The sequence below is a fragment of the Bacteroides sp. 519 genome (assembly GCF_010500955.1).
Taxonomy (GTDB): Bacteria; Bacteroidota; Bacteroidia; order Bacteroidales; family Bacteroidaceae; genus Bacteroides.
This window is the reverse complement of record NZ_QVMJ01000001.1, coordinates 487,664-503,804: the sequence shown is the minus strand read 5'-3', so window position 1 is coordinate 503,804 and position 16,141 is coordinate 487,664. Positions and strand designations below refer to the sequence as shown.

Annotated in this window: 16 protein-coding genes; 9 read left to right on the top strand and 7 right to left on the bottom strand. The window is 37.8% G+C overall.

The window, feature by feature from the left end:
- Window positions 1–91: 91 nt before the first annotated feature.
- The 3 genes from D0T85_RS02300 (at window position 92) to D0T85_RS02290 (ending at window position 2,640) form a co-directional block, all read left to right on the top strand.
- Complete coding sequence (locus tag D0T85_RS02300) at window positions 92–556, top strand: YqaA family protein (protein ID WP_163209767.1); 465 nt, start codon at window positions 92–94, stop codon at window positions 554–556.
- Window positions 557–1,195: 639 nt separating this feature from the next.
- Window positions 1,196–1,780: a hypothetical protein gene (locus D0T85_RS02295; RefSeq protein ID WP_239060620.1), complete on the top strand. Its 585-nt coding sequence runs from the start codon at window positions 1,196–1,198 to the stop codon at window positions 1,778–1,780.
- On the top strand, window positions 1,777–2,640 hold the full coding sequence (locus D0T85_RS02290; RefSeq protein WP_163209765.1) for a nucleotidyl transferase AbiEii/AbiGii toxin family protein: 864 nt from the start codon (window positions 1,777–1,779) through the stop codon (window positions 2,638–2,640). The genes D0T85_RS02295 and D0T85_RS02290 overlap by 4 nt, the downstream gene beginning before the upstream one ends.
- Window positions 2,641–3,052: 412 nt before the next feature.
- Here D0T85_RS02290 and D0T85_RS02285 read toward each other — a convergent pair whose 3' ends face one another.
- Window positions 3,053–3,319, bottom strand: coding sequence for an Imm17 family immunity protein (locus D0T85_RS02285; RefSeq protein ID WP_163209763.1), 267 nt, complete (start codon window positions 3,317–3,319; stop codon window positions 3,053–3,055).
- Between the two features lie 633 nt (window positions 3,320–3,952).
- Here D0T85_RS02285 and D0T85_RS02280 point away from each other — a divergent pair.
- The 6 genes from D0T85_RS02280 (at window position 3,953) to dinB (ending at window position 11,633) form a co-directional block, all read left to right on the top strand.
- Window positions 3,953–4,630: a DUF3575 domain-containing protein gene (locus D0T85_RS02280; RefSeq protein ID WP_163209761.1), complete on the top strand. Its 678-nt coding sequence runs from the start codon at window positions 3,953–3,955 to the stop codon at window positions 4,628–4,630.
- A gap of 8 nt (window positions 4,631–4,638) precedes the next feature.
- The gene (locus D0T85_RS02275) at window positions 4,639–6,090 is read left to right on the top strand and encodes a DUF3868 domain-containing protein (RefSeq protein ID WP_163209759.1); all 1,452 of its coding nucleotides are present in this window, start codon (window positions 4,639–4,641) and stop codon (window positions 6,088–6,090) included.
- Complete coding sequence (locus D0T85_RS02270) at window positions 6,087–7,055, top strand: FimB/Mfa2 family fimbrial subunit (protein WP_163209757.1); 969 nt, start codon at window positions 6,087–6,089, stop codon at window positions 7,053–7,055. Before D0T85_RS02275 ends, D0T85_RS02270 begins: the two co-directional genes overlap by 4 nt.
- A 44-nt stretch (window positions 7,056–7,099) precedes the next feature.
- Complete coding sequence (locus D0T85_RS02265) at window positions 7,100–8,707, top strand: Mfa1 family fimbria major subunit (protein ID WP_163209755.1); 1,608 nt, start codon at window positions 7,100–7,102, stop codon at window positions 8,705–8,707.
- Between the two features lie 82 nt (window positions 8,708–8,789).
- A complete protein-coding gene (locus D0T85_RS02260) occupies window positions 8,790–10,463 on the top strand; it encodes an Mfa1 family fimbria major subunit (protein ID WP_163209753.1) in 1,674 nt (557 codons plus the stop codon).
- A gap of 81 nt (window positions 10,464–10,544) precedes the next feature.
- Window positions 10,545–11,633 carry a DNA polymerase IV gene (gene dinB / locus D0T85_RS02255; RefSeq protein WP_163209751.1) on the top strand — a complete coding sequence of 363 codons (1,089 nt, stop codon included), beginning with the start codon at window positions 10,545–10,547 and terminating at the stop codon, window positions 11,631–11,633.
- Between the two features lie 60 nt (window positions 11,634–11,693).
- Here the strand turns inward: dinB and D0T85_RS22980 are convergent, their stop codons facing one another.
- From D0T85_RS22980 to rluF, 6 genes are all read right to left on the bottom strand, one after another.
- Window positions 11,694–11,819, bottom strand: coding sequence for a hypothetical protein (locus tag D0T85_RS22980; RefSeq protein WP_255495680.1), 126 nt, complete (start codon window positions 11,817–11,819; stop codon window positions 11,694–11,696).
- A gap of 175 nt (window positions 11,820–11,994) precedes the next feature.
- Window positions 11,995–12,726 (bottom strand): copper homeostasis protein CutC, encoded by a 732-nt coding sequence (locus tag D0T85_RS02250; protein ID WP_163209749.1) that lies wholly within the window; start codon window positions 12,724–12,726, stop codon window positions 11,995–11,997.
- A 113-nt stretch (window positions 12,727–12,839) separates the two neighbouring features.
- Window positions 12,840–14,375: a ribonuclease Y gene (gene rny / locus D0T85_RS02245; RefSeq protein WP_163209747.1), complete on the bottom strand. Its 1,536-nt coding sequence runs from the start codon at window positions 14,373–14,375 to the stop codon at window positions 12,840–12,842.
- A gap of 109 nt (window positions 14,376–14,484) precedes the next feature.
- Entirely contained in the window at window positions 14,485–14,778 is a 294-nt protein-coding gene (locus tag D0T85_RS02240) for a cell division protein ZapA (protein ID WP_163209745.1), read from the bottom strand.
- A gap of 14 nt (window positions 14,779–14,792) precedes the next feature.
- The gene (locus tag D0T85_RS02235) at window positions 14,793–15,086 is read right to left on the bottom strand and encodes a hypothetical protein (RefSeq protein WP_163209743.1); all 294 of its coding nucleotides are present in this window, start codon (window positions 15,084–15,086) and stop codon (window positions 14,793–14,795) included.
- Window positions 15,087–15,174: 88 nt separating this feature from the next.
- Window positions 15,175–16,122, bottom strand: coding sequence for a 23S rRNA pseudouridine(2604) synthase RluF (rluF, locus tag D0T85_RS02230; protein ID WP_163209741.1), 948 nt, complete (start codon window positions 16,120–16,122; stop codon window positions 15,175–15,177).
- Between the last annotated feature and the right edge of the window lie 19 nt (window positions 16,123–16,141).

The following is a 16,141-nucleotide window of genomic DNA, read 5'->3' as shown; positions in this document are numbered from 1 at the left end:
CCGGTATTTTTCTACAAATAAATTTAAAATTTATCCCTGTCCCTTATTTATTGAATTACATTTGCGTTTTATTGATTTATAAACAGACTATATGAGTTTATTTGGCGATTGGGGATATTTAGGTTTATTTCTGGGATGTTTTCTGGCTGCTACTATTTTTCCTTTTAGTTCGGATGCGTTGTTTGTAGCTTCATTAGGATTGGGAGGCAGTGTTACCCTCACTCTGTTTTGGGGAACATTGGGTAATTGGCTTGGTAGCTTAACCTCTTATTGGGTAGGATATGCTGGTAAGTGGGAGTGGATAGAAAAATGGTTCAAAGTAAAGCGTGAAACACTGGAAAAGCAAAAATCGAAAGTAAATAAATATGGTAGTTTGCTTGCCTTATTAACATGGCTACCTTTTATTGGTGATATATTTGCTATTGCACTGGGTTTTTACAAAACTAAATTCTGGCCAACAGCCATATTTATGTTAATTGGTAAACTACTCCGCTTTGTTATAATAACTATTGTGTTTTTATATTTTGCGGATAAATTGGAATGGTTTGTGGATTAGAAATTAATAAAGAGCATCGAAGCCTACCCTGTACTATCTCCCAACCCAACCAGCCATGCAAATCGTTGTTTTTTGTTTATGATAAAAGCTACTTCTAGCATCATCTTTCTCCAGCCCTACTTCTTTTATTTTATGTAACAATGTTTCTTTCATTAAAACATTGTAGTGATAGTGTTTACAAAGACATTAAGTACTTCCTTGCGATGGTTAGATCTGTAAGCTAAGTTTTATAAATTTACCTATTTCTATTTCGTTGTTATCTTCATAATCTTCTAAAATGTTATACTTTATATAATCAAAAATCTCATTATGCGTATAACCTTCAGTATTTAAATAAATGATCATGAATTTCAAATTACTATAAATTTCTTCTTTATCATCAAAAATATGATTGCATTCTGTTCTTATTTTCATCTCCAAATTCTCCAATTAGTACTATTTAAATATTAATTTTGCAAAGATATAAAATAATGTTATATTTGCAACAATCCAAGAGATGGAATTGAAAGATTAGAACTATATAAATTTAGAATCGTACCATTTTGGATTTTAAGCTCCAAAAGGAGCTTTTTTTATTAAAGCGGGAAAAAATTACCGCTTTAATAAAAAAAAGCGGTAATTTTTTCCCAAAGCAAAGAAATGGATGCAAAACTTCAAAAGCTATTTGCCAAAAACAAGGGCTATCTAACACGAAAGCAATTGCCAGACAAATCAACATACAATCACCTACTGAAATTAGTGGATGAGGGTGTTATTGAACGTATAAAGTATGGAGTATATTTTTATGAAGAAGCCTCGCAAGATAGCATGATGATTGATGTTGAAAAAATAATCCCTGGAGGTGTGCTTTGTCTCTATTCGGCTTGGGCATACTATGAATTGACAGTCCAGATTCCGCAGTCATTTAACATCGCAATCGAGAAAAACAGAAAAATATCACTTCCTGACTATCCTCCCATCACACTATATTACTGGCAGCATGACTATTATGAGATGGGAATTGTTTCACAGACAATAAGTGGATATAAAGTACATATGTATGATTTGGAAAAGTCGGTTTGTGATGCTATAAAGTATCGAACAAAGATTGGTATGGAAACGACTTCTGAAATACTAAAAACATACTTGAATAGAAAAGACCGCAATCTCACAAGATTGATTGACTATGCAAAAAAAATGAGGGTAGCAAATATTCTGAAAACATATATGGAGATACAACTGTGAAAAAAGACATTGCAAAGTCAATAAGAGCAAAGCTTCTAAACATAGCTCGAAATGAGAATGTAAATTATCAGCAGCTTATTATTAGATATTTATATGAACGCTTACTGTATCGTCTATCTGTAAGCAAATTCAAGAATAAATTTTGTTTGAAAGGTGGAGCATTACTCTATGCTTTAGAAAAAGAATTTCCACGCCCCACATTGGATATTGATTTTCTAGGCATCAAAATTAAAAATGACATTGCTACAATTAAGAATGTATTCCGCGAGATACTTATCATTCCTTGTGAAGATGGAATACTGTTTGATATATCAACTATCGAAGCCGAAGAAATTAATGAAACTAATACATATCAAGGGATAAAGATTTCGTTTATGGCAAAACTAGACACTATCAAGCAACCGTTGAGAATGGATATTGGATTTGGAGACATAATTACCCCTTCTGCACAAAATTTAACTTATCCTGTATTAATGGACGAACTTCCCGCTCCAGAAATTCTTGCCTATTCTCTTGAATCGGTTGTTGCAGAAAAATTTCAGGCAATGATTGAGTTGTCAGAAGTCAATAGTCGCTATAAGGACTTTTACGATGTATACAAAATTCTTTCTACTCAGGAATTGGATAACACAACATTAAGTAAAGCTGTACAGGCTACATTCAACAACAGAGGAACTTCATATCAAAATACTCATCCTTTATTTACAGAATCTTTCAGGAATGATGAAAACAGAAACACACAATGGAAACGGTTTCTAAAAAAGATAAAACAAAACGAATATTTGTTTTTCGAAGATGTTATGATACTTATTATCTCAAAGCTACAACCTATTTATGAAACACTTAACAGCAATGTATAATACATTCATCAGAGGATTCAACCAACCTCACCAGATGAAACTCATAACCTACCTCCTTTTCATCACTTCATTGTCTTTGGCGTGTAATCAAAATAATTCCCCGTGGTAGTCGACAATGATAATGATATTTACTACGATGGTTTGTGCCTTTCTCCTAACAATAAGTACTTGCAAGTAAGTTCATATTATGAAACAAGAGATATAAATGATGAAAATCATTATTTTGCAAAGTTTTCCTGCGGATACATTTTAGATATAGAAAAAGGGGAGTTTGTTCAATCCCTAAACAGTATGGAAGTTGGAGGAGACTGGACGTATTGTAATCAGTATACAGTAAATGGAATTTTGCTATTTGATCCCCTATAAATCTATTCTCAAAAATAGTTCTTATACTGATTGAAACGCTATTATTCTATTTTTTATACAACCAAATCCAAAACACCCCAAGCAAAATAAGCAATACAGAACATATACCAGCTACTACCCGTGCTGTTTTCTTCCCAAAAAGATTGATCCAGCCGTCTAACTTGTCCAAACTGTAGGTAGAGCCGATTACATCTTTTTCGAATAGCCATTTCGACCCTTTAATAGTTGCAACCAACATAACAATTCCTAATACTATTAATATGTACCCAAAATGGGCGGGGTTTTCTTCAAAATATGTTTTTAGACGTTCCATTCTATTTTTATTGCTTTCAAAGATAAACATTCCTTTATAATTAGCACAAAAAAGTTTGTGTCAAATTTCATTTATTCATAAATCAATACTATTTCAGTATGCTGCAAATCGTGATTTCAAAATGCTGCATTTCACACTTTCGAAATGCTGCATTTTGATCTGACGAAATGCTGCATTTCATCAATGCGAAATGCTGCATTTTGAAATTACACCATAAAAACGGCCCTACAACGCGTATAACGGGTGGCAAACAACATATTTTTCCATTTTTCAGCACCACCAACAGGTATAAAAGAACTGAACAGAGATAGTAGATTTAGAAAGATTTTTTGTCATACAATAACTCTGTGTTCAGCACAAAACAAAGAACTCTGTTTCTCTGTGACTCCGTGTTTAATATTTCAGAATTGAGTTGAACCGTTGTATAGGGAGTATAGGGAGCTAGTTATATGTGTTAATTAACACAAGCGTTTTGCTCGAATTATTTCTTTTATTACCTTTGCAAAATTGAGCGCAATATACAGTCTTTATAAAATACAGGAACGCATGTTTTTTTAAAGCCTATTACATTAGTATATTCTCCAACATTTAATAAATAAGTAATGGAGGATAAATAATCTAAAATTCAATAGAATGAAATTTAGTGGTAAAGGTTTATCCCTATCAATAAGAATAGGGATCGGATGGCTTTTTTTAATTTGCGGGACTAATAAACTAGAGGCACAAGATAATCAACCACCAACACATAACCATTTGTTGGTAGAAGATAATCGGGTATGGACTCCTTATATTACTAATTCCCCTTCGTCGGTTGCACTAAAAACAAATATACTTTATGGTGCAACATTAACTCCTAATCTGGCTTTAGAAATCGGACTTGGAAAGAAAACCACACTCGAATTTGGGGGTGGATACAATTTCTATGAGCCCAGCAGTGGAAAACACTGGAAACACTGGCTGGTACAACCCGAATTTCGTTATTGGTTTTGCGAACGTTTCAATGGAACTTTTCTGGGAATACATGCATTGGGTGGCGAATACAACTTTGCTAAGATAAATCTGCCATTGGCTGTGTTCGATGATTTGAAAGACTACCGTTACGAGGGACATTACTATGGCGGAGGCATTTCAATAGGCTATCAATGGATACTAGGCAAGCGATGGAATTTCGAGGCATCGGTTGGTGCCGGCTATGTACGTGTGCATTACGATAAATACAGATGCACCAGCTGCGGAAGCGCCATCGACACAGGGACTAAGAATTACTGGGGGCCAACAAAAGCCACCATTTCACTTCTATTCTTTTTATAAGCTTAATTATGAAAAAAATCGACCTATTATTCTTGCTGTTTATCATAGCACTGAATGTTACAGCCCAACCGCTCGTTTCACCACCAAATATGTCATACTCATATCAGGTAAAAAGAGAAGGAGCATATCTTAATGTAGCTTTTGATATTGTGCTGAAAGATCGCATTGCCAGTCAAGAGATGATTATACTTACTCCACTGTTTATTAACAACCAAAACCAAACCCGGCACGAGCTGGCACCTGCAGTAATTGCAGGACCCAAACGCTACAAAGTTATTAAGCGTTTACAGGCTTATGATAATTTGGTGTTCGAACAAACACCACAAACCTTGATGAAAAGAAAAGGTTCGCAGCAAACCGTATCGCTTTCTTATACACTACCGTACGAAGAATGGATGCAAGGAGCCGATTTAGTGTTGGCCACCAACATAAGCGGATGCGCAAACTGCGGAGACACTCAAAACAACTACTTGGTAACCAAAAATATACTACCACCTCTTTTTGAACCAGCATATCTGGTATCTTATATTACACCCGAGGCAGAGGTTAAAGAACGTAGCGAAACATTTATTGCACGCATTAATTATGTGGTAGATCGTTATGAACTTTTACCCGACTTTAAGAACAATGCTACTGTACTTAGAGAGGTAGATGCTGTTATCAGGGAGCTGCGCAACGACCCCGATCTTACCATTACACGCCATACTGTAACCGGATACGCATCGCCCGAAGGACGCTTTGATAGCAACATAACACTTTCTAGAAACCGTGCAAAATCGTTCATAGATTACCTGCAACGTAAATATGGATGGGATACATCGCGAATAAGCCACGACGGTAAAGGCGAAGACTGGCCAGGGTTACGCAAATCGGTTGTAGAATCTCCCGATTTTCCATACCGCGATGAAGTGGTACAGATTATAGATCAGGTTTCGGATATCACCCGCCGTAAACGCTTGCTCGAATCACTCGATGGCGGACGAGCCTATAAAATGATGTTGAACGAACTGTATCCACCGCTTCGACGGAACGAATTCCAAGTATCGTACATTGCCCGTGCATTTAATGTTGACGAAGCTAGAGAGATTATTCGCAAACGCCCACAGTTGCTCAATCTCAACGAGATGTTTCTGGTGGCCAACAGTTATCCTAAAAACAGCAACGAATTTAAAGAGGTATTCGATATAGCAGTCAGGATGTTTCCTGATAATATAATAAGTAAAATCAATGCCGCAGCAATGGAAATAGAAACCAATTCCATTGAACGGGCCATTGAACGCCTGAAAGGAATTGATGCGCCCGAAGCATGGAACAATCTTGGAGTAGCCTATGCCCAAAGCGGCAATGTGGCTTTGGCTCGCCAGTATTTTCAGCGTGCCGCCGAAGCCGGAAGTGCCAACGCCACACACAACCTTAACCAACTGACGAAAAAAGAAGAGAACCAAAAGATTTACCAATGAAGAAAATAATACAAATATACCTGCTGTTTGCAGCAATCGTTCTTTCGGCCACTTCGTGCGTAAAGGACGGAGGTTCTCCATGTCCTAACTATCTAAAAATTGTATACAACTACAATATGGAATTTGTCGACCTGTTTCATCGCGAAGTTAGTTTCTTTAGCATTTTTATGTTCGATGCCCAAACAGGGGTATTAGTGCGCGAAGTAAAACAAACGCAACACCCTTTTCCGGAAAACTATACAATGCTTGTTCCCGAAGAGTGGTTTGATCAGAAATACGATATTGTAGTATGGGCAGGGCTTGATGATGGTTCATACAACTTCTCTGAGTTAACTCCGGGAATCTCGACCATTGATGATTTTCAGTTGAAAGTGAAAGATTACGAAAACCAATTGGTCGATCGAAATACAGAGCTGGAACCTCTTTGGCATGGAATGCTGCGAGATGTATTCTTCTCGGATCTGGAAGAAACAACGTATACAATATCTTTAAGAAAGGATACCCGAAAGTTCAGACTTGTATTACAAGTACTTGGCCAATCTACAACAGTTGATGTTAACGATCTGGACATTTCTATTCTATCGGCCGATGGATGGTACGATAACAACAACCAAGTACTTGACCAACCCAACCGTGAAATAACGTATCTTCCATACTACACAGCCAACGACCCCGAAGTGGGAGCTATTGCCGAGATGAACTCGCTACGATTAATGAACGACGAACGTACAAACAAATTACTAATAACCGACAAGAGCACCAATCGTGTGATTCTCGACATGCCACTCATATCGTATTTAAATGCACTCAGACTGCTGCAATACGAAAAAATGCCGCTTCAGGAATATCTTGACCGTGAGGATGAGTATTATATCCTTGTATTTTTACAAGCTAAAGAAGAAAGCTGGTTGGCTGTTCAAATTTCAATTAACGACTGGATAATCAGAACTCAAGATGTGAACTAATAGACTAATTGACTTTAATATTAACTTAAACTTAAACATTTTTTATGAGAACAAATCTATTTAAACAAATGGCCTGTTCAATAACTATTATTGCCGGGCTACTTCTAGCTTCTTGTTCGAACGAGAATCTAGGTATAGACGAAAACAATCCCGACGAAACACCAACTGAGAAAGGATATATTTCGATGTCTATTATTAACAGTGCCGTGGCAAACAACACAAGAGCCTATGGAGGTACAGTAACAGGAACCGCAGAAGAGGGTAAAGTAAACTCAGCTATGGTAGTATTGTATAACGCCGCTACCAATAAAGTGGCTTACCGGTTTATACTGGATTTAACCACAGAAGGATTAGCCAGTAAAAAGGATATTTACGATATTACCGACTCAAAATATACCACCCAGCCCAAGGAGGTAGCGAGAAAGGATTATAAACTGGCTGTTTTTCTGAACTATCCCGAAACACTTGTAACTCTTACGGAACCCGGTAGCGCTTTGTCAGCACTTCAAAATCCGGTATCGATGTCTGTCGAAAGTTTGATAGGAACAAACAAAGATAACTTTCTGATGAGCAATTTTGCCGGTTTGATAAATATTAATAATGGAAACATAAAAATGACAAAAGAAGAAGCTATAGGAGCACCTGTACATTTGTATGTTGAACGTGCTGTTGCAAAAATACAAGTTCTTTTAGATAGTAATTTCAATACAAGTAACAGTACCAGTGGGCTTAGATGGCAAGTGGATGTTGTACGTAAGAAAACATACTGGATGAGAAAACAAACAAAAAGGCTTCAAGACGCTTCAGGGTCGGGTGCTCTTATTGATGAAGAAGTAGGGATCGATCATGCTATGCGTATATATATGTATGCCGAATCGCCCAATTATTCTCAAATAAGTGCAAGTTATTGGGATTATCAGACAAATGTTTTAGGTAAAGACTTAGGATATGGCAAGCCTAATCCGGCCGATCATTACACATACATTACTGATACGGCCAATGTTAACTTAATGGCAAAGAGTAAAAGCGGGTCTGGTGATATTACTTATGTACTCGAAAACACCATGGCACCCGAAGAGCAATGGGAAGATGTAACAACAAGCATTCTGGTTAGGGTTTATTATCAGCCGAAAGGTGGAACAGCTTTAGGTGGTCCCCTTGGTAAAGATGGAGGAACTTACTTTGTATACAAAAACAGGTATGTGTTTTCATGTGAAGAGATGGAGAAGATTTATTCGGGAACACATGAAGGCTGGGCTAATCTCGAAGCTAAAAATAGTGATATTAAAGGATTTCGGGATTATATTAGGAGCCCTGAAGTTAGTGAAATATTCGGAGGTGCAAATAAAGATTATGTAGATATTCCTGACAAATCAATACAAGAAGGCGACTTAATTTTCCGACTTAGTAACAATTTGCAATTTTATAGAATACCTATTCGTCACTTCTCCAATGCTCTGCAACCTGTACCAATGGGTTATGGTCGTTTTGGAGTTGTTCGTAACAATATGTATAAACTTACTATTAATGGGGTTAATGCATTGGGAGATCTGGAAATACCCCCTAAGGATAAAGTAGATGAAGGTGCTTTACTCTCTGTGAAATTTGAGATACTTCCTTGGATAACTCGTGACCAAGGTGTAATCTTATAAATTTAATTTAAAGTATCAATATTAACCACAGATTATCTGTTAATCTGTGGTTAAGTTTTTGATACTCTAGAGTTTTGATTTAATGAAAATTCACTACTATACTATATTTCTGATATTTATAACCGGATCACTGGTTTCCTGTATCAACGAATCTATAACATGCGATATCGATCCGGGCGGAAATAACGAGTCCAAAGGTATGCTTTCTTTAAAAATCAGGATACCATTAACCAAATCAAAGATACCTGCCCGAGATTATACAGAAATAAACAAAGATAGTTACAATGAAATTTTGATAAATGAAGTCAGGGTTGTGTTTTACAAAGAAACAGAAAAAAACACTATTGTTGAACATTTGTGGAATCCGGATATAAACTTAAGTATTGATAACACCACAGAAGAAATAGCTGTTACCGGAAACGATCTTCACAGTTGGAAAACCGAAGGCGAAAGTATACTGATTCAAACCATTGCGCACCCATTGCACATAGAACATTATTATATGCTTATTGCAGTAAACCCCAACAATGCAATTAAAGCAATAACAGCACTGGAACAGTCTGTAGATAAACTAGATATTCCATTTGACACATTTGATGATTCGGGAAGAAACTTTGCAAATATGTATACCGGTACCGGTTCAACCCACTTTCTGATGCTGAATCGGCAGGGACTGATCAAACTAACCAATACAAATTTTCACAAAACAAAAGAAGAGGCCGAAGAAACCCCGGTCGAAGTAAATGTAGAACGGACAGTGGCTAAAGTTACGGTAGGTTATGATATTTCCGAATTTTACGGGCGGTTTGTTATGTGGGCAAACGAAATCAGTTACCTAACAGCAACAGATATTAAATGGCACCTGAATGTAGTTAACAAAAAGAGTTACTGGCTAAGGCATTTAACAAACAAAGCTGGTGCTTTAGGTATGGAGAAACAAGGCGACACAGATTGGGAAAACTTTTATGCCGAAGATCCTAATTTTGCGGTGGCAAACACTACATATGCTGATTTCCGTTACCTTACTCCCGATGATTTTACATACACCAACGGAACAAATTATTCGCCCAGAAAACTATCGCCTCCTTCGTATCCCTCATTATCCGGGATTGATCTGGCATCGTATTGGTCGTGGGCAGAGGGTGATGGCCCCATGTACATCCCCGAAAACACCATGGAAGAAGATGCACAAACAGGCGATAAAACAACAACAGTTGTATTTGAAATAACATTGCGCAGAGACTGGAACAGCTCAGATGCAAACACTACAGGCACCCCACCAACAGTTGAACCTTTTTTTGTATTTAAAGGAGGAACCCAAGAAAGTGCAGAACATATACACAACAACGCCTATTACGAGAATGATGAGAGAAAATATTTCTATATCATTAGTCCACAAGATATGGCATTGTATGCATCGGGAACTGTAACCGATAATCAAATCAATCCTTATATCAAAGAAGGACTGTTTGATAAGATTGAGAAATTCAAAAAAGAGAATCCCAACTTCAACTTCTCGAACTGGAAAAACGAGACTGCCGCAAAAACCAATAACCTGATATTCTATAATAGTGCCAAATTGTACTATGAAGTACCCATCGAACATTTTTCGGTAGCCCAAGCCGGAGGAAAAGGCAAATATGGCCGTTTTGGAGTAGTGCGCAATAATTTGTATAACCTGAATATCAATAAAATAATGTCGCTGGGATCGTTAACAATACCAACACCCGGCACCGACCTTATCGAAACGCAGTAATCTTTTAAGATAGGTCCACACCATTTTATTTCGAAAAAGCTTATCACATCCGGGAATAATGTAGTAACTTTATATGTTATTATGTTGAAACGTAAAATCATTCATATCGACATGGATGCTTTTTATGCATCTGTTGAGCAACGTGACAATCCGGAATTACGAGGAAAACCAGTGGCAGTTGGGCATGCCGAAGAACGAGGTGTGGTTGCTGCTGCCAGCTACGAGGCACGTAAATACGGAGTGCGCTCTGCCATGTCTTCAATCAGGGCAAAGAAACTCTGCCCTAACCTGATCTTTGTACCCGGCAGAATGGGAACCTACAAAGAAATATCGCGCAGCATCCACAGTATTTTCCATGATTATACCGATATTATTGAACCACTTTCTTTGGATGAAGCTTTTTTGGATGTAACCGAAAACAAGAAAGGAATAGAACTAGCTGTTGATATTGCACGCGAAATAAAAACAAGAATCCGGCAGGAGCTCAATCTGGTTGCCTCGGCTGGAATATCGTATAATAAGTTCTTAGCTAAAATTGCTTCCGACCACCGTAAACCCAACGGACTTTGCACCATTCATCCTAATCAGGCTCTTGATTTCATTGCCCGTTTGCCCATTGAGTCTTTCTGGGGGGTAGGTCCGGTTACTGCTAAAAAAATGCATAGTCTGGGTATTCATAATGGTGAGTTATTACGTGCATGTTCGCCGGATATGCTAAACAGGCATTTTGGTAAAGCCGGAAAGTTATATTACGACTTCTCGCATGGCATTGACAACCGCCCAGTTGAAGCTGTACATATCAGAAAATCAATAGGGTGCGAACGAACGCTCGAAAAAGACATATCAAAACAATCGTCGGTAATAATTGAGTTATATCATGTTACCAAAGAATTGATTGCCCGATTAGAAAGGAACGAATTTACAGGCAACACATTAACGCTGAAAATTAAATTTCATGATTTTAATCAGATAACCCGCAGCATAACCCAAGCCCAGAAACTAACAAGTTTGGAAGTAGTTTTGCCTTTGGCCAAAAAACTTTTAAAAGAAGTAGATTTTGAGAATCATCCTATCCGGTTGATAGGGCTTTCGGTTTCGAATCCTATAGAAGAACAAAATGATAAAACCACTATCTGGGAGCAATTAAGCTTTGAGTTTAGTGATTGGTAGAAAAAACGAAAGGGGCTCAAAGCCCCTTTATTGATATATTGAATTTAATTTGTTTCAAAATTACTGCTTTACAAGCAGTTTTTGGAGTTTGCCATTTAATATCTGGCACATGGTTCCATTTCCCATTGCTTGATATCGCTTAATGCGATATTGAAGCATCATGATTTCATTTGACATCTTTTTCATAATAAATACCTTTTTATTTTCTCTTCACGCTTTGAAGAGGTTCATCATTAATTGTTATTCGTTTTAAATAACACTGCAAAGGTACGAAAAGTTCTCGGAAAATATGTTTTATAACATAAAAACATTACTTTTCCCTATTTATAGGTCTTTTAATAGAACTTTTTTATTATGAGTATTACAATAATGTTACAATAGTTTGCCGAACCCGCTGGGCAGTAGTAACATTGCGGGTATATTCATCGTACGAAGAAGTTCCCATATAAATATTAGGGTTATAATATTCCATTTCACTTTTAACTGCTTCACGAGCCGAAAAATGGAATTCTGTTGCTCCGGTTTCCTGTGCAATACGTTTTATATTGGTTTCATTGATTCCGCTTCCGGGAAGAATTATGGTTCTATCCCCTGCCCTATCAATGAGTTGTTTTAAAAGAGGAATACCTTGTTCGGCAGTGGGTTGCTGACCGGAAGTAAGAATACGGTTGCAGCCCAAATCTATTAATTGTTCCAGTGCTTGAAACGGTTCCCGGCATTGATCGAATGCACGATGAAAAGTAACGGATAATCCTTTCGAGGCTTGCATAAGCCGGTTTGTGAGAGGTATATCAATATTACCTTCGCGGGTAAGACAGCCAAAAACCACGCCATCTACTCCTGCTTCACGCGCCCAATGAATGTCTCGCTCCATTATCCTGATTTCTGTTTCTGAATAAAGGAAGTCTCCTCCGCGCGGACGGATAATTATATGAAGCTTTATATCAAGCAATTCTCTGGCAGTTAATACTTCGCCATACGAAGGAGTAGTTCCGCCTTCCGATATTCCGGCACATAATTCTACTCGCTGGGCTCCCCCACCCTGAGCAGCCAAACAGCTTTCTACTGAATTTGCACAAACTTCAAAAACCATTCTATTTATAATTTAGATATTAAAAAATGAACCGCAGAGTTTCGCAGATTAACGCAGAGTTAAATAATTAATACTCTGCGAAACTCGCGTAACTCTGCGGTTCAATTATAACTTTATTTAGCAAAACTAACCGAACGGGTTTCTCTGATTACAGTAATCTTCACCTGTCCCGGATAAGTCATTTCATCTTGTATTTTCTTAGCTATTTCTGTTGATAGATTTTCGGTTTGCTTATCATCTATCTTATCGGCACCTACAATTACGCGTAGTTCGCGTCCGGCCTGAATAGCATATGTTTTTGTTACCCCAGGATAACTCATTGCCAATTGTTCCAGATCGTTCAAGCGTTTAATATAGGCTTCAACAATTTCTCTACGAGCACCAGGACGTGCACCCGAAATGGCATCACACACCTGCACGATAGGAGCCAGTATACTGGTCATCTCTGTTTCATCGTGGTGAGCACCAATTGCATTGCAAATATCTGGTTTTTCTTTGTATTTCTCGGCTAGTTTCATTCCGAGCAATGCGTGTGGCAATTCGGGTTCCTCATCGGGCACCTTACCTATATCGTGTAACAAACCTGCTCTTTTTGCTTTCTTTGGATTCAATCCTAATTCGGATGCCATTACAGCACATAAGTTTGCTGTTTCACGAGCGTGTTGCAACAAGTTCTGACCGTATGACGAACGATATTTCATTTTACCAATGATACGGATTAACTCAGGATGCAACCCATGAATACCAAGGTCGATTGTTGTACGTTTACCTGTTTCAATAATTTCTTCTTCAACCTGCTTACGTACTTTAGCAACAACTTCTTCGATACGTGCCGGGTGAATACGACCATCGGTTACTAATTGGTGAAGTGCCAAACGGGCTATTTCACGGCGTACCGGATCGAATGCCGAAAGTACAATTGCTTCGGGAGTATCATCTACAACGATTTCTACTCCTGTAGCAGCTTCAAGTGCGCGGATATTTCTTCCCTCACGGCCGATAATACGACCTTTTATTTCGTCGGACTCAATATGGAATACAGTTACTGAGTTTTCGATGGCTGTTTCGGTTGCTACTCTTTGTATGGTTTGTACTACAATACGTTTTGCTTCTTTGTTGGCAGTCAGTTTGGCATCGTCCATAATATCATTGATGTACGAATGTGCCATCGACTTAGCTTCTTCTTTCAAAGATTCGACCAGCCTTTCTTTAGCATCTTCTGCCGATAAGCCCGATATTGTTTCCAGTTTTACTCTTTCCTGTTGTTGGAGTTTATCAAGTTCTTCTTTCTTCTTGTCTATAATCAGGAGTTGTGCTTCCAGATTTTCTTTTACCGCCTCAGCTTCAGCTTTTTTACGTTGAACATCTTCCTGGCGTTGGTTAATTACCAGCTCACGTTGTTTCAGCTTGTTTTCCGACTGCTGAATTTTTTGGTTACGTGCAGCTACTTCTTTTTCTAAATCGGCTTTCTTGTTCAGGAACTTCTCCTTTACTTCGAGCAATTTATTCTTTTTTATCACTTCTGCCTCAATCTCAGCTTCTTTTATTTTGCTGTTGTACTTGGATTTCAATACATATCTAAATAATATATATCCTAGAATTCCTCCTACAATGAAGCATACAATGGATGTTACTATTGTTACTGTCATTGTTATTAGTTGTTATTAAAGTTATATAAATAAAACGCACTACTTGATACTCTGATTTCAATCATGAGTACAACAAGCAGTGCGTAAAGTTTCTAATCTAAAAATAGAGTTACTCTCTCCTCAGATAATTTTCCAGTTCATCTGATAGTTCTTTCACCTTTTCTGTATAAAGCGATGTGTCATTTCTGTCTTCCAAACCAAAATACCTACGAGCAAATTCATAGGCCACCATGATGGACAATCTTCCAGTGTCTACCGATGGAAAACGTTCCTGGTACTGATTTAACATCGTCTCTACCTGCTTTGCAGCCTTCCGGGCCAGTTCTTCTTCTGAACGGTTTATCCACAAGGGATAATACTGGTCGGCTATACGCAGATTTATTTTTATCTTATCGTTATACATCCTTATTTTCCTGTTTATTCATTCAATAAAGCGATGCATTTATCGACTTCACGCACTAGTTTCGACAATCGCATTCTTGCGTCTTTAACATCTCCGCCATTAATGCTAATTGCCTGAGCTATCTTTAGGTTGGTATAGTCTGTTTCCAGTCGTTTCAAATCCTTCCTGACCAGGTTTGTTTCTTCTTTTTGTTGTTCAAGAAGTTTCTCCAAATCAGCATATTTTCGTTTTAATTCGTCGTGTTGACGCATTAATTGTCTTAGGCTGGATTCAAAATCGGCTAATAGTTTTTTTTCCTCTGCTTTCATTCTACACCAAAATTGTACACAAAAATACAATTAACCTTCAGATTACAAAAACTTTTTGCCGAAAATTGTTTTGAGTTATGAGTTATCCTCACTTCTTCCTTACTTTTTGTTTGCCAACTCTCAATCCGCTTGCTGGCCGTCCTTTGAATTTTGGTTTTGTTTTCCCGGTTGGTCTATCTTCTTGGGCTGCTGTTGCCTGTTTGGGTTTATCCGATTTCTTTGTAAATTTTGAAACGCTATTGGCTTTTCGATAATCTTTCTTTAAATCAGCTTTTTCGAGCGCTTTGTTAAAACGCTTATTGCTGTTAGGATCTCTCTTTGATGTTACTGTTTTTTCCGAGTTATCAAGCATATCAAACAATCCTTCCAATTCAGCCTCGGTTAAATCTCTCCAATTGCCTTGGCCAAGGTTTCCCAATTTGATATTCATTATCTGAATGCGTTCCAGTTTCAGTACTTCATAGTCAAAGTACTCACACATGCGTCTGATCTGCCTATTTAGTCCTTGGATAAGTGATATTTGAAACACATAAGGGTTTATTTCAACAATCTCGCACCGGCGTGTAACCCTATCCAGAATAGGAACTCCCTGAGCCATGCGGGTAAGAAATTCTTTGGTTATGGGTTTATTTACTTTTACCAGATAATCTTTTTTATGGTTGTTGCCTGCTCTTAATATCTTGTTTACAATATCACCATCGTTGGTTAACAATATTAAGCCTTGCGAATCTTTGTCTAAGCGGCCTATCGGAAATATTCGCTGCTCATGACTGATAAAATTGATTATATTATCTTTTTCCTGCGTATCTGTAGTGCTTACAACTCCCACTGGTTTATTGAAAGCGATATACACTGGTTCGATATTGTTTACTATAAGTTCACCGTCTACTTTCACTTTTTGCCTGGGAAGCACACGCATCCCTATAGTAGCCCGTTTACCATTTACAGTAACTCTTCCTTCTTCTATAAACCTGTCGGCATCACGGCGGGAACAAAATCCCGAACTGCTGATATATTTATTTAACCGGTATTCCATTATTTGTTTTATTAACTGA

Bases quoted from the DNA above. Each gene is read 5' to 3' on its own strand.
- D0T85_RS02235 (WP_163209743.1), bottom strand. From the start codon at position 15,086: ATGAAAGCAGAGGAAAAAAAACTATTAGCCGATTTTGAATCCAGCCTA.
- D0T85_RS02300 (WP_163209767.1), top strand. From the start codon at position 92: ATGAGTTTATTTGGCGATTGGGGATATTTAGGTTTATTTCTGGGATGT.
- D0T85_RS02240 (WP_163209745.1), bottom strand. From the start codon at position 14,778: ATGTATAACGATAAGATAAAAATAAATCTGCGTATAGCCGACCAGTAT.
- D0T85_RS02265 (WP_163209755.1), top strand. From the start codon at position 7,100: ATGAGAACAAATCTATTTAAACAAATGGCCTGTTCAATAACTATTATT.
- D0T85_RS02295 (WP_239060620.1), top strand. From the start codon at position 1,196: ATGGATGCAAAACTTCAAAAGCTATTTGCCAAAAACAAGGGCTATCTA.
- D0T85_RS02250 (WP_163209749.1), bottom strand. From the start codon at position 12,726: ATGGTTTTTGAAGTTTGTGCAAATTCAGTAGAAAGCTGTTTGGCTGCT.
- D0T85_RS02270 (WP_163209757.1), top strand. From the start codon at position 6,087: ATGAAGAAAATAATACAAATATACCTGCTGTTTGCAGCAATCGTTCTT.
- D0T85_RS02275 (WP_163209759.1), top strand. From the start codon at position 4,639: ATGAAAAAAATCGACCTATTATTCTTGCTGTTTATCATAGCACTGAAT.
- dinB (WP_163209751.1), top strand. From the start codon at position 10,545: ATGTTGAAACGTAAAATCATTCATATCGACATGGATGCTTTTTATGCA.
- D0T85_RS02260 (WP_163209753.1), top strand. From the start codon at position 8,790: ATGAAAATTCACTACTATACTATATTTCTGATATTTATAACCGGATCA.
- rluF (WP_163209741.1), bottom strand. From the start codon at position 16,122: ATGGAATACCGGTTAAATAAATATATCAGCAGTTCGGGATTTTGTTCC.
- D0T85_RS02280 (WP_163209761.1), top strand. From the start codon at position 3,953: ATGAAATTTAGTGGTAAAGGTTTATCCCTATCAATAAGAATAGGGATC.
- D0T85_RS02285 (WP_163209763.1), bottom strand. From the start codon at position 3,319: ATGGAACGTCTAAAAACATATTTTGAAGAAAACCCCGCCCATTTTGGG.
- rny (WP_163209747.1), bottom strand. From the start codon at position 14,375: ATGACAGTAACAATAGTAACATCCATTGTATGCTTCATTGTAGGAGGA.
- D0T85_RS22980 (WP_255495680.1), bottom strand. From the start codon at position 11,819: ATGAAAAAGATGTCAAATGAAATCATGATGCTTCAATATCGCATTAAG.